18 protein-coding genes are annotated in these 26,280 nt (G+C 43.8%); 11 read left to right on the top strand and 7 right to left on the bottom strand.

The genetic code is table 11. The features are described from left to right. Positions 1–67 precede the first annotated feature (67 nt). From QUA97_RS02770 to QUA97_RS02750, 5 genes are all read left to right on the top strand, one after another. Positions 68–1,996 carry an efflux RND transporter periplasmic adaptor subunit gene (locus tag QUA97_RS02770; protein ID WP_370589101.1) on the top strand — a complete coding sequence of 643 codons (1,929 nt, stop codon included), beginning with the start codon at positions 68–70 and terminating at the stop codon, positions 1,994–1,996. Between the two features lie 213 nt (positions 1,997–2,209). Further along, positions 2,210–5,305, top strand: a complete 3,096-nt coding sequence (locus QUA97_RS02765; RefSeq protein ID WP_333192845.1) for an efflux RND transporter permease subunit — start codon at positions 2,210–2,212, stop codon at positions 5,303–5,305. A gap of 143 nt (positions 5,306–5,448) precedes the next feature. Next, the gene (locus QUA97_RS02760; protein ID WP_194068002.1) at positions 5,449–6,126 is read left to right on the top strand and encodes a response regulator transcription factor; all 678 of its coding nucleotides are present in this window, start codon (positions 5,449–5,451) and stop codon (positions 6,124–6,126) included. 174 nt (positions 6,127–6,300) lie between these two features. Continuing rightward, on the top strand, positions 6,301–7,548 hold the full coding sequence (locus QUA97_RS02755) for a sensor histidine kinase (protein WP_194068003.1): 1,248 nt from the start codon (positions 6,301–6,303) through the stop codon (positions 7,546–7,548). Positions 7,549–7,709: 161 nt separating this feature from the next. Beyond that, positions 7,710–8,330, top strand: a complete 621-nt coding sequence (locus tag QUA97_RS02750) for a phosphatase PAP2 family protein (RefSeq protein WP_333192841.1) — start codon at positions 7,710–7,712, stop codon at positions 8,328–8,330. 520 nt (positions 8,331–8,850) lie between these two features. Here the strand turns inward: QUA97_RS02750 and QUA97_RS02745 are convergent. Beyond that, a complete protein-coding gene (locus QUA97_RS02745) occupies positions 8,851–9,159 on the bottom strand; it encodes a hypothetical protein (RefSeq protein ID WP_194068005.1) in 309 nt (102 codons plus the stop codon). Between the two features lie 437 nt (positions 9,160–9,596). Here QUA97_RS02745 and QUA97_RS02740 point away from each other — a divergent pair, with 437 nt between their 5' ends. Further along, positions 9,597–10,079 carry a hypothetical protein gene (locus QUA97_RS02740; protein ID WP_333192837.1) on the top strand — a complete coding sequence of 161 codons (483 nt, stop codon included), beginning with the start codon at positions 9,597–9,599 and terminating at the stop codon, positions 10,077–10,079. A gap of 651 nt (positions 10,080–10,730) precedes the next feature. Here the strand turns inward: QUA97_RS02740 and QUA97_RS02735 are convergent. Next, entirely contained in the window at positions 10,731–12,203 is a 1,473-nt protein-coding gene (locus QUA97_RS02735) for a sensor histidine kinase (RefSeq protein WP_333192834.1), read from the bottom strand. An 81-nt stretch (positions 12,204–12,284) separates the two neighbouring features. Then, complete coding sequence (locus QUA97_RS02730; protein ID WP_333192832.1) at positions 12,285–13,241, bottom strand: FTR1 family iron permease; 957 nt, start codon at positions 13,239–13,241, stop codon at positions 12,285–12,287. Here QUA97_RS02730 and QUA97_RS02725 point away from each other — a divergent pair. Further along, the gene (locus tag QUA97_RS02725; RefSeq protein WP_194068014.1) at positions 13,216–13,410 is read left to right on the top strand and encodes a hypothetical protein; all 195 of its coding nucleotides are present in this window, start codon (positions 13,216–13,218) and stop codon (positions 13,408–13,410) included. The genes QUA97_RS02730 and QUA97_RS02725 overlap by 26 nt on opposite strands. 99 nt (positions 13,411–13,509) lie before the next feature. On the opposite strand, the gene QUA97_RS02720 is transcribed toward QUA97_RS02725, so the two are convergent. Both QUA97_RS02720 and QUA97_RS02715 read right to left on the bottom strand, forming a co-directional pair. After that, complete coding sequence (locus QUA97_RS02720) at positions 13,510–14,535, bottom strand: helix-hairpin-helix domain-containing protein (protein ID WP_194068009.1); 1,026 nt, start codon at positions 14,533–14,535, stop codon at positions 13,510–13,512. Between the two features lie 162 nt (positions 14,536–14,697). Further along, entirely contained in the window at positions 14,698–15,702 is a 1,005-nt protein-coding gene (locus tag QUA97_RS02715) for a multicopper oxidase domain-containing protein (RefSeq protein WP_194068010.1), read from the bottom strand. A gap of 408 nt (positions 15,703–16,110) precedes the next feature. Between QUA97_RS02715 and rppA the strand changes: the two genes are divergently transcribed. The 4 genes from rppA to rpmB all read left to right on the top strand — a co-directional run bounded on the left by rppA (position 16,111) and on the right by rpmB (position 20,853). After that, the gene (rppA, locus tag QUA97_RS02710) at positions 16,111–16,809 is read left to right on the top strand and encodes a two-component system response regulator RppA (RefSeq protein WP_194070448.1); all 699 of its coding nucleotides are present in this window, start codon (positions 16,111–16,113) and stop codon (positions 16,807–16,809) included. A 113-nt stretch (positions 16,810–16,922) separates the two neighbouring features. After that, entirely contained in the window at positions 16,923–18,254 is a 1,332-nt protein-coding gene (rppB, locus tag QUA97_RS02705; RefSeq protein ID WP_194070447.1) for a two-component system sensor histidine kinase RppB, read from the top strand. 288 nt (positions 18,255–18,542) lie between these two features. Beyond that, positions 18,543–20,531, top strand: a complete 1,989-nt coding sequence (htpG, locus tag QUA97_RS02700) for a molecular chaperone HtpG (RefSeq protein WP_333192819.1) — start codon at positions 18,543–18,545, stop codon at positions 20,529–20,531. A gap of 85 nt (positions 20,532–20,616) precedes the next feature. After that, entirely contained in the window at positions 20,617–20,853 is a 237-nt protein-coding gene (rpmB, locus tag QUA97_RS02695) for a 50S ribosomal protein L28 (RefSeq protein WP_194011072.1), read from the top strand. A 157-nt stretch (positions 20,854–21,010) separates the two neighbouring features. Here rpmB and QUA97_RS02690 read toward each other — a convergent pair whose 3' ends face one another. Then, on the bottom strand, positions 21,011–23,068 hold the full coding sequence (locus tag QUA97_RS02690) for an adenylate/guanylate cyclase domain-containing protein (protein WP_333192815.1): 2,058 nt from the start codon (positions 23,066–23,068) through the stop codon (positions 21,011–21,013). 152 nt (positions 23,069–23,220) lie between these two features. After that, positions 23,221–26,193 carry an adenylate/guanylate cyclase domain-containing protein gene (locus QUA97_RS02685; RefSeq protein ID WP_194070444.1) on the bottom strand — a complete coding sequence of 991 codons (2,973 nt, stop codon included), beginning with the start codon at positions 26,191–26,193 and terminating at the stop codon, positions 23,221–23,223. Positions 26,194–26,280: the final 87 nt, after the last annotated feature.

Genomic DNA, 26,280 nt, shown 5'->3' with positions numbered 1-26,280 from the left:
TCGGTTAACTTACTTTGGCAAAATACCAACCGCTAAGCCTTGGGCACTCAACCTGATTTCAAGGAAAATGCCAACAATGATATTGCACAAATATTCTGAGTCTCAGGCAATTATTAGTACCTTTTCGGGAACTTTTTTCAGCCTAATGGTGCTAACTTCTCCCGCGGCTGTTTTCGCCCACGCGGGACACGGAAATGAATTTAACCAAAGCGGCGAAACCTCTCAAGCTCCTGCTGCTATTTCTGTCGATGCCGTCACAGCAAAACGGTTAGGAATTAAAGTCTCCCCAGCGGTTCACCAGCGACTAGATATAGGCATCAAAACCACGGGAGAAATTGAAACTTTGCCCAACCAAAAGGTAGAAGTGACGGCTTCGGTTGCTGGCAAAGTGGTAGAGTTGCTAGTTAAGCCTGGGGACAAAGTATCAAAAGATCAACCGGTTGCTGTTTTGTCGAGTTCAGAATTAGGACAGTTGCGGGTTGAATCTCTCTCAAAACGTGCCGAAGCTGAGGCGGATTTGCAGCAAGCGCAAGGTGATTTGAAACTAGCTGCAGAAAATTACGATCGCCAAATTCAAATATCCGCAGCGGAAATCGCCCAAGCCAAAACTCAACTGACAGCAGCAACTCAGCAGTACCACCGAGAGCAAGAATTAGTAAACAAGCGTTCGGTTGTGAAAGTTGCTAAAGAAAACTATCAGCGTCAAGTTGAAATAGCGCAAGCAGAAATAGCCCAAGCTGAAACAGAATTAACTGTGGCAAAAGAACAGTTCGATCGCGATCGAGAATTAGTAGCCGCAGGGGCGATCGCGCGGCGGACAATGCTGGAATCGCAAGCGCACTTCGCCCAAGCCAAAGCGGCTGTTGCTAAGGCAAAAAGCCGTCCCGAAGTTATCAAAGCGGAAACCGAAATCAAACAAGCCGAAGTAGACCTGCCAATGCGGGAATTGCGCGATTCTCAAGGCCGAGCAGCAGAAGCACAAGCTCAACTTACCAAGGCTTTGAGCCGCCGGGAAGTGTTGGAAGCGGAGAACAAAGTCAAACGCGCCAAAACTGCCGTGGAAGTCGCTCAGTCGCGGATTCGCTTGGCTGATGCAGCCTATCAAGCGCGGCTCCAACAATTAGGAACTATTGCCAATGACAAAGGATTTGTTACTATTATCACTCCGATTTCTGGCACGGTAGCCGATCGCGCTATCACCCCAGGAGAGTCCGTAAGCGCTGAAAAACCGTTGATGACTCTCTTAAATGACAGCCGCGTTTTTGCCACAGCCAATATTTACGAAAAAGACCTAAATCAGGTAAAACAGGGCCAGGAAGTCAGGGTGAAAGTTGCTAATTTGGGCGATCGCATTTTTACGGGAAAAGTTAGCTTCATTGGATCGGTTGTAGGAGAGGAAACACGGGTAGTTCCAGTGAAAGCCGAACTAAACAACACTGAAGGAGAGTTAAAGCCGGGGATGTTTGCAGAGTTGGACATCTTAACCGACAAAACAGCAACAGATGTTTTGGCAATTCCGGCTGCTGCTTTAGTTGAAGCCAACGGCAAAAAAATGGTTTACATTCAAAATGGCAATGCCTTTCAGTCAGTTGAAGTTGAACTCGGTCAAACTTCTGGGGATTTAGTAGAAATTAAAAGCGGTTTGTTTGAGGGAGATTTGATAGTAACGCAGCGCGCGCCTCAACTTTACGCACAATCTTTGCGGGGCGGAAGCCAACCCTCAAAAACCGGGGAAAAGCAAGAAGCAACTCCGAAAGTAACAGCAGCTAATTTGAATAATTTACCCGTGCCGTTGTGGGCGGGAGTTGGGGGAGGAATTGCGCTCGCATCCCTAACTTTTGCCGCCGGAGTCTTTTGGGGAAATCGGCGCCAATTCCCAGTAATAGCAGATGCTGCAAATAATAGTTTTTCCATCTCTCAACCAGCCATTGACGATGAATTGTTACACAATGACAACCATCACGTTAAAAATCAACAGGCAGAAGTCAAAAATTAAAAGTAAAAGATTGCTATATTTGAGAAATTTATTTTTCACAACTCCGCCTCTACAAACCAATACGCTTGGGTTAAGGCTGATTACCCTTAACACCCTTAAAAAAGGGGAAGAGATTTCTTGAAGTGCCCCTTTTCAAGGGAGATTTAGGGGAATTTCCAGCTTATAAATAGCGCTAACTGAGCCTTATTGCTCTATAAACTCAAAGCTAATAAAATGTTCAGCACAATTCTCAGATTGGTAATTAACCGCCGCTGGCTAGTCGTTCTCGCCACCATTATTATTAGTCTTTGGACATTATATATCCTCCCGAAAATGTCCCTCGATGTCTTCCCGCCTTTCGCACCTCCGCAAGTCGAAATTCAGACAGAAGCACCGGGTCTCGCACCGGAAGAAATCGAGTCTTTAGTAACACTGCCGATCGAAAGTGCGATTAACGGAACACCGGGAGTAACAGCAGTGCGATCGTCTTCCGCCGTGGGCCTTTCTGCCATTAAAGTCATCTTTGATTGGGGAACAGAAATATATCAAGCACGCCAGTTGATAACTGAAAGGTTGCAGCAAGCTCAAAGCAAACTCCCGGCTGGGGTAGAAACACCGCAAATTTCTCCTACAACTTCTCCTGTCGGCACTGTTATTTCCTATGCTTTCACATCAGAAACTACTCCGTTAATGGAAGTGCGCCGCCTCGTAGATTGGCAAGTAACAAATCGCCTTTTGGCAGTGAATGGTGTTGCTCAAGTTATCGCTTACGGAGGTCAACAACGGCAGTATCAAGTATTAGTTAATCCCGCTAAACTACAAGCTTTTAATGTGTCGTTACAGCAAGTGGCAGAAGCGGCAGCCGCTGCGAATGTTAACGCGCCTGGGGGGTATTTAATTACGCCCGATCGCGAAACGTTAATTCGAGGCGTGGGGCGGATTGAGTCTGTAGCAGATTTGCAGCAATCTGCGATCGCATCTCGCCACGGAACGCCAGTCATAATTGGTGATGTTGCTGATGTCAAGATTGGTGGTGCGATCGAGCGGGGAAACGGTAGTTTTAACGGCAAAAAAGCTGTGATTGTGATGGTAAACAGACAGCCAATTGCTGATACTCCCACGGTAACGAAGGCGGTTGAAGCAGCAATGGCTGAAGTGCAGCAATCTCTACCCAAGGATATTAAGGTAACAGTGACTTTCCGGCAGGAAGAATATATCAAATCTTCGGTGGAAAATGTGCGATCGGCTTTAGTGGAAGGCAGTATTATTGTCACCATTATTCTCATCCCGTTTTTGATGAATTGGCGGACTCTGACGGTGGTTTTGCTCGATTTCTTCCTAACTTGGCTGTTCGGGCTGCTGGCGATGTATTGGCTGGGACTGGGATTGAATACGATGACTTTGGGCGGATTATCGGTGGCGATCGGAACTGCGATCGATGATGCTATTGTCTATGCAGAAAATACCTACCGCAACTTGAGGGAAAATACGTCTTCTCTGCATCCGCGCCCGGTGATGGATGTGATTTTTGACGGCAGTCAAGAGGTGCGCGATTCTTTAATTGGAGCAACTGTAATTGGGATTGTGGTGTTTTCTCCAATTTTTACTTTGCCCGGTGTAGAAGGGCGAATTTTTACCCCTATGGGTATTACTTATTTGGTTGTTGTGGTGATTTCTAGTCTAGAATCGCTGTTAATTTCTCCCGCCCTTTGTGCTATTTTGTTGCCCAACAAATCCATGAGTGTGAAAGAACCTTGGTTGCCAAGATTTTGCAAGCATATCTATCATTTTTTGATCCAGTTTTCAATGCGATATTCGTCGATAATTTTAGCTTTAGCTGCTGCTAGTATGGTGGCTGCCTTAGTTATTTTACCTTCCTTTGGACGGGTATTTTTGCCGGAGTTTCAGGAGCAAACTTTGGTGAATACTATTCTACTTTATCCTGGTGTTTCTTTGGAGACGACGGATAGCGCGGCTTTTGCTATGGAAGATGCACTTAAGGATGATAGCAGGTTTGAATACGTGCAAGTGCGATCGGGCAGAGCTCCGGGCGATGCTGATGCTGCTGGTGTCAATTTAGCTCACATCGATATTGGTTTGAGCGAGGAAGGGATGAAAAATAGGTCGAAAACTTTGGAGTCGCTGCGGCAAGAATTTGCTAAATTGCCGGGAGTTGCACCAAATATCGGCGGCTTTATTTCTCACCGGATGGATGAGGTTTTGTCTGGTGTCAGGAGTCAGATTGCTGTCAAAATCTTTGGCCCGGATTTGAATCAACTTCGCAGCCTCGGCGCTCAAGTTGAAGCGCAAATGAAAACAGTTAAGGGAATTGTAGATTTGCAACTAGAACCGCAAGTGCCGGTGCAGCAAATTCAAATTAAGTTTAACCGCCAAGCTGCCGGTAGATATGGTTTGAAAATTGGAGAACTTTCGGAAATCATTGAAACAGCTTTAAATGGCAAAGTTGTATCACAAGTTTTGGAGGTGCAGCAAACTTTTGACTTAGTTGTTTGGTTGCACCTCGAAGCCAGAAATAACCTCGAAACTATTCAGAATTTGTTGGTTGATACTCCGAATGGTAATAAAATTCCCCTGGCGCAAGTTGCGACTGTTACATACGGTACGGGCCCAAATACGATTAACCGCGAGAATGTTTCTCGGTTGATTGTGGTGGCGGCTAATGCTAAAGGTAGGGATTTGCGATCGGTTGTGAATGAAATTCAAGCTAAAGTAAAACGAGAGGTACAGTTACCGTTTAGCTATTTTATCCAGTACGGCGGTCAATTTGAAGCGGAACAAAGGGCTTCCCAAAATATTATCGTATTTAGCGCGATCGCCTTTTTGGTAATTACCGTATTGATGTACTTGTCTGTCAAGTCAATTGCTTCAACTGCTACGATCATGATTAATTTGCCGATCGGCTTAGTTGGAGGAGTGATTGCTGTAGCTGTGACTGGCGGTATAATTTCCGTAGCTTCCTTGGTTGGCTTTGTCACATTATTCGGCGTTGCTACCCGTAACGGCTTGCTGTTAGTAGACAACTACAACTCTAAATTTGCTGAAGGAATGCCCTTTAAAGAAGCTATTATTAAAGGCTCGATGGAACGGCTCAACGCCATCTTGATGACTGCTTTAACTTCAGCCTTGGGTTTAGCACCTTTAGTTTTAGAAGGCGGCCCCGGCAAAGAAATTTTACAACCTTTGTCTATCGTAGTTTTAGGAGGATTGTTTACTTCTACTGCCTTAACTCTGTTAGTTTTGCCAGCTTTGTACGCTCAATTTAGAAACTTCTTAGCACCTAAAACGACTAATCTCATCTCCGGTAAATAGACCATCATAAAAAACAGTTAGTAGTGCAACCTTGCATCCACAGCAGCATAGGACTTAAGTCCGATGCTGCGAACTAATCTTATTGCGATCGATCGACCAGGCACGATATCATACTGTTGAGAAAGATATCTCGATATAAAAAAATGAGAATTTTGTTAGTTGAAGACGATCTTCGCATTGTCAAACCCCTTGCAGAAGACTTAAGGCATCAAAACCACGTCGTAGATATAGCGACTGACGGGCTAGAGGGTTGGGAATATGCGCGATCGGTCAATTACGACCTAATTTTGTTAGATTTAATGCTGCCCAAATTAGATGGTATATCACTGTGTAAGCGTCTGCGTGCCGATCGCTCTCACGTTCTCATCTTGATGCTGACAGCACGCGATACCACCTTAGATAGAGTCATTGGACTCGATGCAGGAGCTGATGATTACTTAGTTAAGCCCTTTGAATTAGAAGAATTAGCCGCCCGAATTAGAGCTTTATCTCGGAGAATTCCAGAAACCAAACCCCTGATTCTAACCCACGGTCATTTGCAACTCAATCCCACTAGCTGCACCGTTACTTATGCAGGAAACGCTTTATCTTTAACTCCCAAAGAGTATATGATATTAGAATGTTTCTTAAACAATCCCACTCAAGTTTTGACACGCTCCGCAATTTTAGATAAATTGTGGAATTTTGATAAAGCTTCAGGAGAAGGAACAGTCAAAACTCACATCACAAATTTGCGTAGCAAGCTCAAAGCAGCCGGAAGTTCAGAAAATTTTATCGAAACAGTTTACGGCATTGGTTATCGACTCAGCAGCCATCACTAACAACCTAAAAAAACAGCACTCTTTTCTTTTCAATTACTTCAAAAAATCTGCGTTGTATCTGTGTTGCATCTGCGGTTTCTATATCAAATATTTATGCAATCTTGTTCGAGATCAAATATATTGAATATCTCCCAATATATTTGAAATTTTTATAGCTAATAATTTGTCCTCATTATGTTTGAAAAAATTCGCTCTCGTTTGCTATTATCTTACCTGCTTGTACTGGCATCAATATTAAGTATTTTTGCAATTGGCGTTAGACTAATCTTCGCTCGCAGTCTCACCGACCAGCTAACAGACAAACTGACAGTTTTAGGAGAAGGAGCCTCTGCCAATACAGAATGGGAAAACGGACGTATAAGATTTGATACTGATTTTAGCGCGCAAACTATAATTGATAACAATCAAGGTTTGGAATTATTTGACACTAAAGGAAATACGATAATTCAACAAGGTAGGTTTGTGCTTGCCATACCATTATCATTCAGCGAGACAGTACAATTACCAACAGCAAAAAATCGAATTCAAGGAATTACCTTACCAATAATTGAGAGGGGAAATGGTAAACTAATCGGCTATATAAGAGTAAGCCAATCCCTCGATGAAATTGACGAAACCTTAAATAAATTCAATTTAGGGCTAGGGAGTGGAATCCTGATAGCCTTGATTTTTAGCGGTGTTGGCGGAGTGATATTGACTCGTTTAGCGATGCAGCCAATTGAGGATAGTTTTAAAAGTTTAAAGCAGTTTACCGCCGATGCTTCTCACGAATTTCGCAGCCCCTTGATGGCTATAAAAAGTAATCTAGCCGTAGCACTAAAATACCCAGAGGGGATGAGAGAGTTAGATGCAGAAAAGTTTCAGGCTATTGCTAGTGCGGCGAATCAAATGACGCAGCTAACCGAAGATTTGCTGCTGTTAGCAAGAACCGATAAAGTGGCCAGCATCCATAAAGCTTCTGTCAATTTAACTGTAGTTTTGGAGAATTTGGTTCAGCTTTATCAGTCTCGGGCCGAACTCAAACAAATTAATTTAAAATCTCAACTAACAGAAAACATTAATTTAGTAGGTGATTCAAACCAACTAACGCGACTGTTTACCAATTTGATTCAAAATGCACTTCACTACACGCCATCTGGAGGAACAGTAGAAATTACAGTCAACCGTCTCGTTTCCTATTGCATTGTCAGCGTGCGAGATACGGGTGTGGGAATTGCACCGGAGCAGATTAAGCTGATTTTTGAGCGGTTTTGGCGAGCAGATGAATCTCGTTCCTATTGGAATGGAGGTTCTGGTTTGGGATTAGCAATCGCCCAAACCATTGCCCAAAATCACGGTGGCTCAATTACCGTCACCAGTAAGCTCGGAGTTGGCAGTTGTTTCACTGTAAAATTGCCAGATCACTTTTTTAAAATAAGTTAAAATACATCGCTTTATTGATGTTTTATGAATATTAAAAACTATTTAAAAATAGTGAGATAAATTGTACATGATTTGAACTTTGTTGAGTTGGATTGATTGTGTTACGAAAAATATATGAATTTTGGTTGCAGCATATCAACCCACGCTTAAATACTTTAATTGTGACAATTGGTGTAGTTGGACTTACCAGTTGTCTGCTAATCAGTTTTATTTTAGCGTGGCTATTTGAAGAAATATTAGAACGAGAAGCTTTTGCTTTTGATACTTCTTGGCTGTACTGGCTGCACGGATATGCAAATCCGAGTCTAGATGCTGTGATGCTAACAATTACTCAGCTTGCTGATGCCCGTGTAGTTATAGTGATTGTGGCAGTCACGCTAGGAATTCTATGGTGGCAGCATCACCGCGAGGAAGCTAAATTTTTTGCTCTTGCTTGTTTGGGAGCCTTGATTCTAAATACTGGATTGAAGTTGTTTTTTACGAAACCTCGTCCACATCTTTTTCCGAGCTTAATTGCAGAAACATCCTTTAGTTTTCCGAGCGGTCATGCTTTAGGAAGTTTTGTAATGTATGGGTTTCTAGCTTACCTGCTTTCCGCTCACTTTCCGAAGTTTTCCAAATTAATATATACTTTAGCTGTTTTGACGATCGCTCTTATTGGCCTGAGTCGGATGTATATAGGAGTACACTGGCCAACAGATATCATTGGTGGCTACGGAATCGGCTATCTTTGGCTGACGCTTTGCATCGCAATGCTGAGGTTACAAACCAGACAAGTCTAGTATTGCTTTGCTCAATTCCAGCGAATGCCAAAGGGTAGCTTGTGATTGTGGTAAAAATCAAGCTACCCTATCATATAGCCTTTCAAGCTCTCATATGAGGTACTATCCGGCATAGGGCATAGGGCATAGGGCATAGGGCATAGAGCATAGGGTATACCTCACTTTTGTGAGAACCGCTACCGCTATATAATGTTTGGTTAGTTGCTCGCAATCAGCAGGTGTTTGTAGTAAAAACTGAAGTTTTTATCAAAATATAAGGACTAAAGTCCTCACTACCAACCAATTTTATTCATCGTTAGATTGCAGGCGATTTAATTCTTGCTTTTCTTTGGCATGGTCGTTAGTTTCGCCGTCGCCATCACTGGCTTCTGCTTGGGGATTGCTGCTATTGCGAGGCATGGCGGCAACCAGAGATTTTGCTGGCTGTACACAGTTCTGACTAATCGATTGAGTTATCAACTACCGACAAAAGGTGCTGCTAGAGCGATTTTTGTTGAAGGTCTTATGGTGTTAAATTTTTTCAATTTAGGTTGGTAGTTTCACTGTCGATCGCCAAAGTCAAAAACTTAGCAAGATTTATTTTAGTTAGCAATTTTTTAAGTGATTTCTCGTTCTCTTCTTCACCGGATAGCAAATCGTTACCTATTGCGCGATCGAGTGGATCGTGCCACATTCTGCCGTCTAAATTATTAATGAATGGTGGAACCACATCTTTTGTCTGCCCGCCCAGCATCTTGTCTGTGCTGGCATTATCCGCAGCTAACGAGTCTTCATTAATCTCGCCGTTGCTTAAGTTGTCAACAAGAGTGATTTTAGTTGAAGTTTTCACCGTTAAATCCCTTCAATGTGAGTTGGCGATTTCACTCTACAGGGCAAATGTCAAGAACTTGGCAAGATTATCTGTCTAAAAGTTAAGAAATTTCATCTTGATTTCATTTTTGGGAGTCAACCTAGGTTAAGTGGCGATCGAACATGAATGAGGTGCTGTCGCGGTGAGGAGTGCGATCGCACTTAAGATAGCAAGTATCAAGCGTGCAAGTTTTCGCAGCCACAGACCAAAATACCATCAACCGTGAAAATATCTCTCAATTAATAGTCGTCTCTGCTCATATCCAAGGGCGATATGTTTTTAAATTACTGATATTCACCCAGCATTGTTTCAACAGTTATGTTGGCTAATTTATGAATAAGTTTTAATAATTTTTATTAACTAGCTGTCTCAAAGTGCCATAATTTACCAATCATTGTCCGCCCAGAGTAAATCACATGAAAACGCTCAAGTCAAGTTTAATTATTCTAGGCAGTGTCGGATTGCTCTTTTTGGGAGCTTGCGGTAAAGCCGACCAAACAAGCGATACAAATACTACTCCACCACCACCTCCTGCGGCCTCTCAACCTGCGTCTTCCGCTCCCGCCACGACTTCTGCTACGAAAGGAGCTAACGGGGGTCAAGTTGTCAATTCTGGTGCTTACCATTTAGAGTTTGTACCTGAAAAAGAAGCTACGGGAACTCACTTAGATTTGTATCTGCAAAAAGGCGATAAAAAGGAACCAGTTCCTGACGCAAAAGTGACGGCTCAAGTGCAGTTGCCGAATGGAAAGCAGCAAACCCTAGCTCTCAAATACGATCCAGAGGGCAAACATTACGCTGTTGTGTTTCCCGGCAAAGAACCGGGTCAATATCCTGTGAAGGTGAATGCGGATATTAACGGAGAAAAAGTAGACGGTCGTTTTACATTCACTCAGTAGTTTGACAGTCCTGGAGGCACGGGTGACCAGAAACCGGGTTTTTTGCCTAATTTTTGGGGTGCAACGAAGGATTTTCGTGAAAAAACCCGGTTTCTTTGGTATAAATGCGTAAATCCTGCTAAGTTATAATTGAATTATTCAATTTTAAGTAGCTAAATTTTCATCTTAATTTCATTTCTGAGACCCAAGCTAATAAATAAGAACAACAATTAGTTAAGTTTTCAGGGGAGACTGGGATGAAAAAGTTAATTCATGCTATAGCGGTTATCAAGCGTGGTGAGGTATGCCCACGGAGGCCTATGACCTATGCCGCATAGTACCTCATATGAGAGCTTGAAAGACTATACCGCATTTACCGTCATCCTTGCATCTAATGCCCCCACTACTATTATAGGAGGAGCCATGCAAAATGCTAATATTCCTCACCTTATTCAAAGATTTTGTGCTTTACTCTCATTTTACAAAAGTCAAAATTCCCGTTTATTGTAGCACGAACCTCCCGCCCAGCTAGTGTCAACTTAAGCCAGAAAGACCGCCAAGGACTTTTGCTATTATACAGGGGTTCAAACCCTTGTTTCATAGCGAATTTTACCTGTTTGCTAATACCAACAGTGCCGCCGGTTGGGCTACCTGCCGTTAAAAAGATCAAATTCAAACTGCTTCCTGCATTGCCAATAACCTGCTAGTTTCAGACTTCTGCTGCCTGATTGGTAGCGAAATTACAAACTCAGTACCTTCTCCAACTCTCGAAAGGCACTCCAAGCTGCCACAGTGCTTTTCTCGAACAATCTCGCAGCTAATTGATAACCCTAAACCCGTTCCTTTACCGGCGGGTTTCGTGGTGAAAAAGTGGTTAAATATTTTAGACTTGACTTCTTCAGTCATTCCAGCGCCGTTGTCCGAAATGCGGATGATTACCCGATCGCCCTCCGCGACTTCCGTGCTAATCTCAATTGTAGGACAGCCTCTGTGACAATTCAAAACACCCGCATTAGAACTATCTCGCAAAACATCAATGGCATTGCTGATAATATTCATAAACACCTGATTTAATTGCCCTGCATAACATTCTACCAGCGGCAAATTTCCGTAATCTTTAATCAATTCGATACCCGGAAGTTTGCCGTTCGCTTTCAGTCGGTGCTGGAGAATTAACAGAGTGCTGTCGATTCCTTCGTGAATCGAAGCCACACTCATGCCATCTTTATCCAAACGCGAAAAATTACGCATCGACGAAACAATCGCGCAAATTCTGTCAGTTCCTACCTTCATTGAAGTAATTAGTTTGGGCAAATCTTCGCTGAGAAAATTTAATTCTACTGTCTGAATTTCCTCCTGAATTTCTTCTACCGGATTCGGATAATGTTGGCCGTAGAGGTTGACCAAACGCAACAAATCTTCAACATAATTGCGGGCGTAGGCGATGTTCGCATCAATAAAGTTGATGGGGTTGTTAATTTCGTGGGCAATTCCTGCTGTCAATTCACCCAAAGCTGATAATTTTTCGGTATGTACTAATTGAGCTTGACTTTCCTGAAGTTTTTGCAAAGCTCGCTCTAATTCTCGGGCTTTTATTCTCAATTCTGCTTCAGATTGTTGCAGAGCTTTTTTAGCTTTTTTTCGCTCTTGAACTTCTTTAATTAAATAATTATTTGCTCGGGAAAGTTTGCCAGTTCTTGCTTGCACTCGCTGTTCCAATAATTCGGCTAGTTCAGCCAGTGCTGTCTCAGCTTTCCGGCGTTCTGCAATTTCATTTTCTAATGCTAAATTTGCGGCTTCTAGCCTTGCTGGGCTGGGAAGTGCCAGTGCAAAAGGCATCAATGTTAACAGCAACAAAACTGAACTCCCAGCGACAAAAGCCGTAATTGCTTTCATGAATTGTGAGACTAAAGATTCAGGAAACCACAGATACCATGTTTGAATTACGTGAATTGTACCGCAGGCGACGAAGAATGCTCCGAATACCAGAAACATCCACTGAAACGGGATATCTCGCCCTTTGTAAAGCGAGTAAACCAGCATTGTGGGAATTGCATAATAGGAAATTACGATGATAACTTGCAGCCATTCCGAATTAAAAAATCCAGAGTTTGCTGACACCGTAGCAATTGCTAAGTCAATCATAAACAATCCTTAGTTAATTTGAATTGGGTTTAAATCTCACTAATTTTAAGTTTCTAGATAGATGCAGCCTGTTGTTTAGACTTAATTTCCTATTTCGTTAGTGCTGTTTTTTGATTTGATTGGAAAAAACACTCTACCGCTCAAACTTTGGAGATAAATCCCGCCAACGGTAAATAAAAAGACGAAATAAGCCATCGCCTGCACCACATAAAGCTTGTCCGTGTACCCAAACATCGCGCTCAGCAACAAGCCGGGAAACTTTTCTTGGGGAAGCACTTTCGAGGTATTCCACACCATCGGCCCGAGAATGCAAGAGTGCTCTTTGGCAAATCTTTCGTAATAGAAACACATCCCTGCTGACTCGCGATTGGCTTGCGATAAAATATTCACAGCGCTGTCAAATAATCCCAAAGTAGATACCACTAAACCCGCTACAATAAAGAGCAATAAAATGCCCATATACTTAAAAAATAGGCGGATATTAATTTTTACTCCCCATTTAAACAGCAGCACGCCAATTCCGGCGGCTGAAAGTATTCCTCCCAAAGCGCCGATGGCTGGAAGAAGGCCTTGTTGAAACTTAGCGACGACAAACAAAACGGTTTCAAATCCTTCGCGCAAAACGGCAATCAAAATTAAACTAAATACGCCCCAGCCTGCATGAGATTTGTCCGTTAAGGCAGCACTTACTGCGCCTTCGACTTCGGCTTTCATAAATCGCGCTTGCTTGGTCATCCAGAGCAGCATCCAGCTCAGCATTGCTATTGCTAAAACTCCAAAACTTGCCTCTAGCAGAGATTCCATAATTGGTGCAAAGGGTTGATTGGATGCGGACAAAATTTGAATTGTCCAGCCAAACAGTACACCTATCAAAGCGCTGGCAATAAGTCCGACGGCGACACCGCCATAAACCCAAGGACTTAAATAACTTTGTCCCGATTTTTTGAGGCAAGCTAGAACGATTCCAACAACTAAGGCGGCTTCTACTCCTTCGCGGAGGGTAATTACAAATGTGGGTAATGCTTCGCTGAAATTCATTTTTTTAATTAGAAGGAATAAGGAAGAAGGAAGTTCGGCAACGAGCAATGTACGGGATGTAACGGATGTAACGGATGTAACGGATGTAACGGATGTAAGTCCGTCGGAAGAAGGAAGAGGGAAGAGGGAAGAGGGAAGAGGGAAGAGGGAAGAGGGAAGAAGGCTTTAGTTATCCGGCGACTTAAGGAAGAAGGAAAAAGACTTACTTAATTTCGATAATATTTGAAAGGTTTGTAGTGCGGACTCCAGTCCGCACTACAAACCGTTTTTAAGAGGCGGGTTTGAGCACTTTTTGGCTGTCGTTTTCGATCGCCTTAATGAGCACGGCCACTTGTTCGGTGGTTTTTACCGGGGCTGGCGGCGCGATCGCAGTTGGCCAATTTGCCTTAAGTTCAGTCATGTTAGCAACAATTGCTTTGTCGATATCCGGGTTAGTTTTAGCCACTTGAGCGGCAATATTTTGGTACAGGGTTTCCGCGTACATGACGAAACCCCGCGAATCTTGGTATTCAATAACTGCGGAAATTTTGCCGTTAGCAACTGCCGCTCCGTATTCGGAATTAGCTGTATCTAGCAAGCCGTTAATCACTTGCAGCACGAATTTCGGATCTTGGCGCTGCGCTTCGGGAAGGGCGGCAATTGCTCCATCTACAGCTTGCATTGATGTGTTAAATTCTGCATTTACTTCAGCCGGATCTTTTGCACCCGCTTTAATTAAATCCTGCAATTTAATTAAAGTTGTCTTGAATTCGGGAACTTTTCGCTCGTTTAGCTGGTCTTCCACATCGGCATAAATTTCTTCTACCGGGTGACCGATGTGCGGTTCGGCTTGGTCTGGTTTGCCTGCATCCAAGAGTTCTTTTGCTACCAAAAGATGCCCTTTCATCAAGCCAAGTTTAGTCATGTAGTCTACATCTTTAGCTTCCCCTGTGAGGACAACATCTTCAATAGTTACCATGTCTTTAATTTGGTCAAATTGGGCTTGATTAATGACATTTTTAGATACCAATTCTTCGGTTTTTCCGTAGGGCCGGCTGGCTTGAATTTTGTTAGAAAGTGCCGGAATTCCTAACTTGGCTTCGAGTTTATCTAACTCCGAAAGAATGGCGGTATTAATGTTAATACCGGGTTTGCCGCCGTGATTCATGCTGTGGCCGCTTGTTGCTGCGGTAGTAGCAGTGGGGGTGGGTGAGGCGGTGCTGCTGGTGTTGGTGGGGGTGGAAACGCAACCAGTCAAAGCAACGAGGATGGCTGTAGCAGCGGCTGTCGGTAATTGACGAAAGGATGGTAACATGGCAGTTGATGATTTTTGGGTTGGGTGCAGTTTGACTCGCCTGTTATCAAGAAAGTTTCTTAATTATTTGCGAGTTAATGATTCTACCTATTTAGGATAAATTTTGGTAGATAATTTAAGACTTTCTTAACTAAAATCGGCGCAGATCGATCGCGATTTGGGTTAAGCGATGACTTCAAATAAACCCATGCAGCCTGCTTCGGCGATCGCATCTTGATGGGGATGAAACATATATTTTCCGCCGTAGCTGTAGCTAAATTCTAAAATATGTCGTTCAGCTACTCCCATTGTAATGACATCTGTTTTCTCGCTGGGTGTTAAAGTCATTCCCGTGCGATATAGGTCAAAAAAATTGGCGTGCAGGTGAAAAGTCACGGCTGATTCATACTCAATCATGTTCATTACATACAGCCGGATAAGCTGATTTTTGTAAATCTGGATCGGGTTTTTCATATAATAATTGGGTATTCCGTTAAAAGCGTAAAGCTCATTTTTTTGTTTGTCGTTTACGTCGTAACCTCCCATGATTAACAGAATTTCGTCTGCTGGTGGGCGAGGTTTTGGCGGATCGACAATGAACATTCCATAAAGTCCTTTACCGATGTGGCGGGTCACTGGGGCAATGTGACAGTGATATAGATGCACGCCATAGGGAAGTGCGTCGAACTCATAGATAAACGCAGAGCCGTTTCGGATCGGTTTAACGCCGTCCATTTCTACGGGATGAACGCCGTGGAAGTGCAGCGAATGAGAATGTCCGGCTTTGTTAGAAAAAATGACCCGGATGCGATCGCCCTCAGTTGCTCTCAATGTCGGCCCGGGCACGCGATTGTTCACATTCCAAGTGTTGAAACTAACGGCGCTGTTAAGTTGGACGATCGATGTGTTCGCTTCCATGCGAAATTCCCGCACCGTGCGCCCGTTTTCCCGCGTCACCGTGCCGTAATCAAAATCCCGCGCAATTTGCATCGGATTGATCGTGCTAGCTGCGACTGGATCGGCAGCCATTGGCGGTATTCTCGGTGCAGCCGATCGCTTTTGGGTGAAATTTTGCAGTGCGATCGCGCCGGACGCTACCCCAGCACCAGCTATTCCTAGCTGTAGGAGTTGGCGGCGAGTCCAGTACCCCGGCTTTTTGCTCGCGGAGCGATCGGATAAGTCTGCCATACTTCTTGATAATTATTCTCAAAACTTGGGCTGCATCCGAGTATAAGACATTTTTAGCTTATTGTCAATTTATGTCAACTGTTATTTTTTTATGCGAACTCAAGAAATTTCATAACGATTTCATTTAAGTGTGTCAACTTATATGTTGGGGGTTAGCGCTGGCGGCAGCTAATAAGCTGTTGTGCAAATAAACATTGTATATTTTGATGACAATCAAAAATCGTCAAATTCTCTCCCCCTCTCCCCTGATCCCCATCGGACCCTCAATCGCCATACACAATCTATATGAGCAACAGCTTATCAATTCCGGTTGCACTCATACATAATGTTAACAGTGAATTTACTATGCCGATGAATAGAGGATTTGATCTAACAATGTATACAAATTTACTGCTGTAAATTAATATTATGAGAGTTTTGCTAGTTGAAGACGAGCCAGATTTAGGAAAAGCGATCGAACGCACCTTAAAGCAGGAAAAATATATAGTTGATTGGGCGCAAGACGGCAAGGAAGCTTGGGAATATTTAGAGAGTCATTGGATGCAATACACCTTAGCTATTTTTGACTGGTTGCTTCCGGGATTATCGGGAATAGAACTGCTGCAAAAATTGCGCGAAAGAAATTGTTTTTTGCCAGTTTTGATGCTGACAGCAAAAGACAGGATGGAAGATAAAGTCGCGGGATTGGATGCCGGGGCTGACGATTATTTAGTCAAGCCCTTCGGGATGGCGGAAATGTTAGCAAGGTTGCGGGCCCTGCAAAGGCGATCGCCCCAAATTCAGCCCCAACAGCTACAAATCGGCAATCTAGCCTTAGATTGCGGAAGTCGCACTGTTTTTTATCTCGATTCCCACGGGAAACATCAGAATATTTCGCTGACTAACAAAGAATTTCAACTGCTAGAATATTTGATGAAACATCCGAACCAAATTGTCACTACCGACCAAATTAGGAATCAGATATGGGAAGCAAGCGCAGATTCTTTTAGCAATGTAGTAGCCGCTCAAGTGCGCTTGCTGCGGCGCAAACTCGAATCAGTTGGTTGCGCGAATTTAATTGAAACTGTCTACGGTGTTGGATATCGGATGAAAAGGGGAGAGATATAAATTGATTGTTTGGTGGGGGCAGGTTTTTGAGCTTGTTTGTTTTTTGCTAAAATTTGGAGTAAACCTGCCCCGACAAGATACCTTGTTAAATATTAAAATTAATTGAACTTAATGTGAATCAAAACAAACTATTTAATCGAACTCGATCGCAATTAGCCATTTCCTATGCCGCAGTAATGGGTTTGATTTTAAGCTTGTTGGGATTTTGCGTATATAAGGCGATCGCCCACGCGCACTGGATCGCCATTGACCGCGAATTAGAATCGGTAGCGGGGACGCTGCACGACAGCCTAGAAATCAAGCTGCAGCAGCCCGGACGACTAGAACCAACCGTCAATGAACTTTTGCCAAACCTCCGCGTAATTGGAGTTAACGGCAGGAAAGAACAGTTGCCCAACCGCCATATTTTAAGCGCGCTGAATCAAAGTTATTATTATATTCGTTTATTTGACAATGCAGGGAATTTGATTGCTACAGCAGGCGCCTATCCCGAAGCATTGCCGCCGACATTTAACTCGCAACACTGGCAACAAATCGCTGATATCCAAGGCAATATTTATCACCAAATATCTGTATCGCTGCACACAAGAACACAGCAAGATTGGGGATATTTTCAAGTTGGACGCAGCTTGCAAGACTTCAAGGATTATCTCATGGCAGTCAAATTAATTTTGAAGTTGGGATTGCCGACAGCGCTGATTTTAGTCGGTTTTTCGAGTTGGTGGCTCGCCGGATTAGCGATGAAACCGATTTATCATTCTTACCGACAAATCGAACAGTTTACGGCGGATGCTGCCCACGAATTGCGAACTCCTCTAGCGGCATCTCAAGCAACTGTAGAATCGGCGCTGTTGATGCCAGAATTGGATGAAAAAGAAGTGCGGGAAATTTTGCGAACAATCGATCGCCAAAACCGACGATTGACTCAGTTAGTGGCTGATTTGTTGCTGTTGGCGCGGATGGACTCTCAGGTGAGATCCGATCGCCCTCAGCTTTGTTGTTTGAATGACTTGGTGAATGATTTAGTCGAGGAATTGGCGGCTTTGGCGAAATCCTCCGAGGTAGCGCTAACCTCCGAAATCCGCGTACAGCAGCCGTTGAATGTCGTCGGAGATGCCGATCGACTTTACCGTTTAGTTACGAATTTAATTGTCAATGCCATTCAATACACTCCGCCTGGGGGAAAAGTCACAGCGGTTTTAGATTGCACTCACCAGGAGGCGATAATTCAGGTGCAAGATACCGGTATTGGGATACCGGCGGCAGATTTACCGCGCATATTCGATCGATTTTACCGAGTCAACAGATCTCGATCGCGCCATACCGGCGGATCGGGACTCGGATTGGCGATCGCGCAGGCGATCGTTACGGCCCACCGCGGCAGCCTCAGCGCCCGCAGCGAAGTGGGTTTTGGCAGCACCTTTGTCCTGCGGTTGCCTTTCTAAGCTACTATGTGAGGGAAACCGAATCATCTTTTTAGGGTAATCCCTTTTGCAAAAGATAGCGCGATCGCCCAAAATCAATAAATAGTCATTAGTCAGTTGGCTGTTGTCAGTTGGCTGTTGTCAGTTGGCTGTTGTCAGTTGGTAGGGGCAGTGCCCCGTGCGGGCCCTATACGTTGATAGTTGATAGTTAACTAATAACTCATAACTAATAACAAATAACTAATAACCGATAACTACTGACTAATGACGAATGACGAATGACTCTTAAAAAATACCTAGCGAAGAACTATGACAGTTTTAGAACAGGGAACAATCTCTATCCATACCGAGAATATTTTCCCGATTATCAAGAAGTCGCTATACACCGACCACGAAGTCTTCTTGCGGGAACTAATTTCTAACGCCGTCGATGCCATTGCCAAACTCAAAATGGTTTCCCGTTCCGGCGAATATAGCGGCGATATTGGCGAACCGCAAATCAACATTGCCATTGACACAGAAAACAAAACTCTCTCAATTTCCGATAACGGCATCGGCATGACCGCCGACGAAGTTAAAAAATACATCAACCAAGTCGCTTTTTCCAGCGCCGAAGAATTTATTCAAAAATACCAAGGCAGCGGCGACGACGCAATTATCGGTCACTTTGGACTCGGTTTCTACTCTTCTTTCATGGTCGCCAAGAAAGTAGACATTGACACTCTTTCCTACAAAGAAGGTTCCCAAGCAGTACATTGGTCTTGCGACGGTTCCCCCGCTTTTGAACTATCAGAATCTAGCCGCACCGAACGCGGTACTACAATTACTCTCACTCTCCAAGATGAAGAACAGGAATATGTAGAAGCCAGCCGCATTAAGCAGTTAATCAAAACCTACTGCGATTTCATGCCGGTTCCCATCAAATTTGAGGGAGAAGAACTCAACAAACACAAAGCAATCTGGCGGGAATCAGCCAGCAATTTGCAAAAAGAAGATTACTTGGAACTGTACCGCTACCTTTACCCGTTCCAAGACGAGCCGCTGCTTTGGGTACACCTAAATACAGACTATCCTTTTATTGTCAACGGCATTCTTTTCTTCCCCAAATTGCGGCCGGATGTTGATGTTACCCAAGGCAATATTAAGCTATTCTGCAATCAGGTTTTTGTCAGCGACCACTGCGAAGAAATTATCCCGAAATTTTTGATGCCGCTGCGGGGAGTCATTGACAGTACCGACATTCCGCTGAACGTTTCTCGCAGTTCTTTGCAAAGCAATCGCACCGTGCGGAGAATCGCTGACTATATTGCGAAAAAAGTAGGCGATCGCCTGAAGGAACTTTACCGCGACGACCGATCGGAATACATCCGCTGCTGGCAAGATATCGGAACTTTTGTCAAGTTTGGAGCTCTTAACGATGACAAGTTCAAAAAGCAAGTCGAAGATATCTTAATCTACCGCAGCACCTACGAGCCAATAGCGGACAAGCCAGAAACTACAACCCCAGAAGTGCAGGTGCAAACAGAGGACGGAGATTTGTGGCAAGATGTGACTCCGAAATCGGATAGTTCCGCTTCGACACTGCCTTACACGACACTGAAAGAGTATTTGGAACGCAATCAAACACGTCACGAAAATCGCGTGTTTTACTGTACGGAACCTGCGTCTCAAGCAACTTACGTCGCCCTGCACAAAAGCCAAGGTTTAGAAGTGCTGTTTATGGATTCTTTCATCGACACGCACTTTATCAGTTTCTTGGAACGAGAATATTCTGATGTTAAATTCTTGCGGGTTGATTCGGACATTGACGAAACGCTAATTGATAAAGAAAAAGAAGCGGAAATTGTCGATCCGGCGACCAATAAAACTCGCAGCGAACAAGTTAAAGAAATGTTCCAAAATGCTCTCAACAAGCCGAAAGTGAACATCCGCACCGAAGCTTTGAAGTCTGACTCTACGGAGGGTGCGCCACCTGCGATCGTCCTTTTACCGGAAGCTTTGCGCCGGATGCGGGATATGACGGCGCTGTTACAGCAGCAAGCAGCGGAATTCCCCGAAGAACACGTTTTGCTGGTGAATACGTCTCACCCGCTGATTCAAAATCTGGCGAATTTGAGTCAGGGTGCGATTATTCAAGACGGTGGCGAGTCTCCGTCGGCGCAGTTGGCGAGTATGATTTGTCACCACGTTTATGACTTGGCTCTGATGGCCCAGAAGGGTTTCGATGCTGAGGGGATGAAAGAGTTTGTCGAGCGATCGAACAATGTCTTGACAAAATTAACTGAACGTGCAATGTAATCTTGCAAGTGTGGCGCGCATTGCGCGCCTAGTCCTTGCTCTATAATAAAAGGCTGCATCACAAACAAGTAGTCTGGAGGGCAATATGTCACGGAAATGTCAGTTAACGGGGAAGAAGGCGAATAACGGTTTTGCGGTTTCTCACTCGCACCACCGCACTCACAAGTTGCAAGACGCAAATTTACAGTGGAAGCGGATTTGGTGGCCGCAGGAAAAGCGCTGGGTAAGATTGCACCTTTCTACGAAGGCAATTAAAACCTTGGAACACAAGGGTTTGGAAATTATGGCTAAGAAAGCTGGAATTAACCTTTACAAGCTTTAAATAACCTTGCTAATTGAGCACAAAGGGCGATCGTATAAAATTAAAAGTGCGATCGCCCTTACTTTTACAAAAAAAGCCTTCCTAGTAAGAACTTCACTTTTTCTCCACGAATCAGAAAAGAAAAAACTAAAGTCCCGATTACAAACCTTGATTAAACCTATTTTCGGCATTTCAGTAAATAAGTAGTCATTTCACCTTTGCCTTTAACTTCGATCGCGCCGCGACTTTCAAATACATACTTTCCTCGCAATCGCTCATAAGTTGCAGAGGTGACGTGAATGCTTCCCGGCACACCGTGAGATTCCATGCGGGAAGCAGTGTTAACGGTATCTCCCCACAAATCGTAGATAAATTTTTTAATCCCGATGACTCCGGCGACAACCGGGCCAGTGTTGATGCCGATTCTGATGCTAACATCTTGATTTTGGGTATCGCTGAAGTCAATAATTGCCTGCTGCATATCCAAAGCCATTTCTGCGATCGCCTCTGTGCAATCCGGGCGAGGAATTGGCAGCCCTCCTACTACCATATAAGCGTCACCAATCGTCTTAATTTTTTCCAAACCGTGCCTTTCTGCTAGGTTATCAAAAGTCGAAAAAATGTCATTGAGCAAAGCAACTAATTCTGTAGGAGAAACTCGCGAACTCAATTGAGTAAAACCTACTATGTCCGCAAATAAGACCGTAACATCAGCAAAAGTATCTGCGATCGTACTATCTCCCCGCTTCAACCGATTGGCTATTTCTTCCGGCAAAATATTTAACAGCAACCGTTCTGATTGTTCCTGTTGAACCCGCAGTGCACTTAAAGTATCATTGAGAGCATTAGTTCGTTCTTCAACTCTAAATTCTAACTCTTCATTGAGTTTGTAAAGCGCCATTTCAGCTCGCCTGCGCTCTGTGATATCCGTACCGATTCCCAGCATTCCCGCGAACTTTCCTGCCGCGTCAAACAGCGGTTTATTTGCCCACGATACCCAAACCAGCTCGCCGCTGCGCCGCATACTTTCATTTTCATTTCGCGTGTATTGTTCTGGGTTTTGCAAAATATCTCTCAACTTTGCTCCCAAGTCATTTCCTTTTGTATCTATCTCGGGAATAATTGTTCCCACTGCGTGTTTGCCAATTATCTCTTTTTCGTCGTAACCGAAAAACTTCTGTGCAAACTCGTTAAAAAAAGTAATATTTCCTTCCGTATCTATTTTTAAAATAATGCTGTTAGCATTTTCGACTAATTCCCGATACTTAATTTCACTTTGCCGCAGCGAATCCTCTGCTGATGCGCGTTCGGCTACAGTGGCAGCCAACAGCAGTGATGTAACTACAATTACGCTCATAAAAGCCTGCAAAAACAAGATAGCCTGATTAATATTGTCCGCTTTGGCAATAAAAGGGCCACCTCCCTGAGAACCGCCCCAAATGGCGATACAGGATACAATGAAAGATGCTAAAACAGCCCCGATCTGACCGAATTGAATGGTTGCCCAAATTACCAAGGGAAATGGCAAGTATTCGAGGGGATACCCGGAGAGATTACTTTCACTTTTTGAGTTGTAGACGAGCCAACTGACTGTTACTAATAACAGCAGGCATATTCCGGCACTGATTCGATTTACAATTGTTTGACTGCCTGTATTTTGTGGATGGCGTGTGGCTTGTTTTTGGTATATAATCAGCAGCAGGGGAGTAAAAATTACAATTCCCAATGTATCTCCAAGATACCAATTCCAGCGAACTTGCCAATATTCGCTCCACTCAATTAAACCAGTTACACCGAGGCGCAGCGTGCCGAGAGTGGAGTTAATTTGAGTGGCAACTACAGCACCGCAAAAGACTAAATTGACTACATCGATTAGCCGCTCAAGTGAGGGGCGAAAGTTGAGCTTTTGCAGCAAAATAAAGGCGCATAAAGCTTGCAAACAAGCACAAAAAGCACTAATTGTTGCAAGTGTTAAAGACACATTAAGGTTAATAGTTTCGTAAAAAAATACGCCTAAAGCTATTCCCGGCCAAACTCGCCGACCAAATAATAAAAGTGCAGCTTGTGCAATTCCTGCGGGCGGCCAGACGCAGGTAGCTAATTTATTTACGCCGGGGATTGAAACTGCTATTTTTGCTCCTAAAGCGTAAGCAAAGGCAATGGCAGCTATTTTTGCTAAGTATTGCCAATTTATAGATTGAGCAAATCGCAGCAACAGATTTTTGTTTTGGTTCATACTGAGCTTTATATTTTTAACTGGCTATGCCCACAGCCAAGACGATTAGGATCTAATTAATTGCATAAATATGAGCTAAACATTATTTATTCCTTTTCCCCATTTTTTTTTGCTCTTCCTTATTTCCTCTTCCTTCTTCCTTCTTCCTTATTTTACAACTTAATGCCTGTGAGAAAATAAGTGTTCATTTCACCTTTGCCTTTAACTTCGATCGCGCCGCGACTTTCAAATACATACTTGTACTGCAATATATCATAAGTTGCAGAAGTGACTTGAATGCACCCAGGTAAGCCGTGGGATTCCATGCGAGAAGCGGTGTTAACGGTGTCTCCCCACAAATCGTAGATGAATTTTTTAATCCCGATGACTCCCGCGACAACTGGGCCGCTGTTGATGCCGATTCTGATGCTGACATCTTGATTTTGGGTGTGGCTGAAATCAATAATTGCCTGCTGCATATCCAGGGCCATTTGGGCGATCGCCTCTGCATGATCGCTGCGGGGCAGGGGCAGCCCTCCAACTACCATATAAGCGTCACCAATGGTCTTAATTTTTTCCAATCCGTGCTTTTGGGCTAGGCGATCGAAGGTAGAAAAAATGTCGTTAAGCAAGGAAACTAATTCCGGTGGAGAAATTTGGGAACTAATTTGGGTAAAACCGACTATATCGGCAAACAATACTGTTACTTCGGCAAAAGTATCGGCGATGATGCTTTGGTCTTGTTTGAGTCTTTCGGCGATCGCTTGTGGTAACACGTTGAGCAGGAGGCGATCGGATTTTTCTTGTTCTAAGCGCAAAGCTGCCTCAGCTTCTTTGCGAGTTGTGATATCTTCAACAGTACCTTCGTAATAAAGCAAATTTCCATGTATGTCGCAGACAGTATAAGCATTTTCGGCAGTCCAAATTATACTGCCATCTTGACGGTAAACTTGAGATTCTAAATCCGATACTTTGCCGTTGATTCGCATTAAATCTATGACTTCAGCGCGCTGTTCTTGATCGACATATAGCTGGCGATTAATATCAGTTAAATTTGCCATCAACTCCTCGCAGGAACTGTAACCATAAATGCGAATCAAAGCAGGATTGACGCTGAGATATTCCCCATCGGGAGTAGTTTGAAAGATGCCGACGATCGCATTTTCAAAAATGCTGCGGTATTTGGCCTCAGCTTGCCGCAGCGCTGCTTCAGCGCGCTGGCGTTCCCGCGCTTCTACTGCAAAAGTTACAGAGTCTGTTAGAGAAACAGCGAAACTTTGTTCTTCAATAGTCCAATAGCGCGGCATTCCTACGTGTTCCAAACAGAGAACTCCTGCTGTTTCTCCGCCTATTTGAATCGGCGTGTCTAGCATGGAAGTGATGCCCAACGGAATTAGGTAATCTTGCACAAATTCTCTAGTTCTGAAATCTTTTTGCGCGTCAAAAGCAGCAATTGCTCGTTCTTCTTGAAGTGTGTGAAAATAGACAGGATAGTCTGCTTCTGCTAATTCCATACCCTTTGAGTGCTGGTTGGCGGTGCGATCGAACAAATCTAAGCACTCCATCTTAGATTTAGGGCGATCGTACAACCAGACACTCGATCGCGCAACTTCCAGAGTACGGCTAGCAGTCTCAGTAATTTCTTCAAGTGCTTTGGTTAAGTCCCCTTGATTCAGCGCTTTATTTTTGGCTAAATCAATTAATGCCGATTTCTGTTTCTGTAGCTGAAGTTCGCTTTGTTTCAGGGCATTTGTCCGCTCTTCTACTCGTATTTCCAGCTTTTCATTCAACTTTTGTAAGGCTATTTCGGCGTTGCGGCGATCGGTGATATCTGTGCCGATGCAGAGGATACCCTGGAGTTCTCCCGCTGCATCAAACAGCGGTTTATTTGCCCAAGATACCCAAATGCGAGATCCGTCACGCCGGATATTCTCATTTTCATAGTTAGTAAAGCGATCGGGATTTTGTAAAATTTCATTATAAACCAACTCTAAGTTATTCCCTTCGTCGTCGGTTTGGGGAAGAATTGTTCCCACTGCATTTTTCCCCAGGATTTCTTCCTGATTGTAGCCAAACAATATTTCGGCAAACTCATTAAAAAAAATAATTTTACCGTTGGGCTCTAATTTGACAATAATACTATTAGCATTCTCAACTAACTCTCGATATTTAATTTCACTTTCACGCAGAGAATTTTCGGCGGCTGCGCGTTCGGCTACCGTCGCTGCCAATAACAGCGAAGTAATCGTAACTACAGCCATAAAAGCTTGTAAAAATAAAATAGCCTGATTAATATTTTCTGCTTTGGCTATAAACGGGCCACCTCCATTAGAACTGCCTAAAATTGCGATACTTGAGACAACTAACGATGCCAGAACAGCGGCCCGCTGACCGAATTGGAGCGCCGCCCAAATTATCAAAGGAAACGGCAAATATTCAAGGGGATAGCGAGAAATAGAAGTGTCATTTTTCGATACAAAGACCAGCCAGCTTACCCCAATTAATAACACCAACCATACTCCCCGCCAAATTAAATAATTTTTCGGAAGATGTGTTTGTATTTTTAAACGATAGGCGGTTACTTGAGGACGAAAAAATATCAGGATTAAGGGAGTCAAAATCAAAACTCCCATTGCGTCACCCAACCACCAATTCCACCGAAGCGACCAATATTCTGACAAATCTACTTTCCCAGCCAAATATATGGAAAGCGCGCCGATAGTACAACTGATTTGAGTAGAAATTAGACCGCCAAACAAGATTAAATTAACTACATCTTTCAAACGTTCTAGAGAGGGACGAAACCCCAGCCGCCGCAGCACAGTTGCTGCAAAAACAGCTTGCAGAATAGCACCAATATTTCCTCCCAGCCAAACCGCTAATATCTGTTCAGTTGGGTTAACAAAATTGAGTATAAATATACCCAAAACAATCGCAGGCCAGACTTTTATGCCAAACAATAAAAGTCCAGCTTGGGCAATTCCTGCGGGGGGCCACACCGAGGAAGCAAAGGGATTGACACCTTGAATTGCAAATGCTAGTCTCGCCCCCACGGCGTAAGCGATCGCAAGGACAGTTACTTGGGCTAAGTAGCGCCAAATTCGGGATTGAGGGAATCGAAGAAACTGACTTATATTCAGATTCATATCGCACCTTATTACTCGTTAATTTATGGTGCAGGCTGTGCACCTTGCTAGCTGCACATTCAGGATGCAGATCAAACCCATACACTT

The sequence above is a fragment of the Microcoleus sp. CZ3-B2 genome, assembly GCF_036705055.1.
In the GTDB taxonomy this organism is placed as follows: Bacteria; Cyanobacteriota; Cyanobacteriia; order Cyanobacteriales; family Microcoleaceae; genus Microcoleus.
The sequence above is the reverse complement of the archived record's forward strand: the minus strand, read 5'-3'. Positions and strand labels throughout refer to the sequence as shown.

Excerpts from the sequence above, each read along its gene's own strand:
- QUA97_RS02770 (WP_370589101.1), top strand. The coding sequence starts at position 68 with ATGCCAACAATGATATTGCACAAATATTCTGAGTCTCAGGCAATTATT.
- QUA97_RS02765 (WP_333192845.1), top strand. The coding sequence starts at position 2,210 with ATGTTCAGCACAATTCTCAGATTGGTAATTAACCGCCGCTGGCTAGTC.
- QUA97_RS02760 (WP_194068002.1), top strand. The coding sequence starts at position 5,449 with ATGAGAATTTTGTTAGTTGAAGACGATCTTCGCATTGTCAAACCCCTT.
- QUA97_RS02755 (WP_194068003.1), top strand. The coding sequence starts at position 6,301 with ATGTTTGAAAAAATTCGCTCTCGTTTGCTATTATCTTACCTGCTTGTA.
- QUA97_RS02740 (WP_333192837.1), top strand. The coding sequence starts at position 9,597 with ATGAAAACGCTCAAGTCAAGTTTAATTATTCTAGGCAGTGTCGGATTG.
- QUA97_RS02735 (WP_333192834.1), bottom strand. The coding sequence starts at position 12,203 with ATGATTGACTTAGCAATTGCTACGGTGTCAGCAAACTCTGGATTTTTT.
- QUA97_RS02730 (WP_333192832.1), bottom strand. The coding sequence starts at position 13,241 with ATGAATTTCAGCGAAGCATTACCCACATTTGTAATTACCCTCCGCGAA.
- QUA97_RS02720 (WP_194068009.1), bottom strand. The coding sequence starts at position 14,535 with ATGTTACCATCCTTTCGTCAATTACCGACAGCCGCTGCTACAGCCATC.
- QUA97_RS02715 (WP_194068010.1), bottom strand. The coding sequence starts at position 15,702 with ATGGCAGACTTATCCGATCGCTCCGCGAGCAAAAAGCCGGGGTACTGG.
- rppA (WP_194070448.1), top strand. The coding sequence starts at position 16,111 with ATGAGAGTTTTGCTAGTTGAAGACGAGCCAGATTTAGGAAAAGCGATC.
- htpG (WP_333192819.1), top strand. The coding sequence starts at position 18,543 with ATGACAGTTTTAGAACAGGGAACAATCTCTATCCATACCGAGAATATT.
- rpmB (WP_194011072.1), top strand. The coding sequence starts at position 20,617 with ATGTCACGGAAATGTCAGTTAACGGGGAAGAAGGCGAATAACGGTTTT.
- QUA97_RS02690 (WP_333192815.1), bottom strand. The coding sequence starts at position 23,068 with ATGAACCAAAACAAAAATCTGTTGCTGCGATTTGCTCAATCTATAAAT.
- QUA97_RS02685 (WP_194070444.1), bottom strand. The coding sequence starts at position 26,193 with ATGAATCTGAATATAAGTCAGTTTCTTCGATTCCCTCAATCCCGAATT.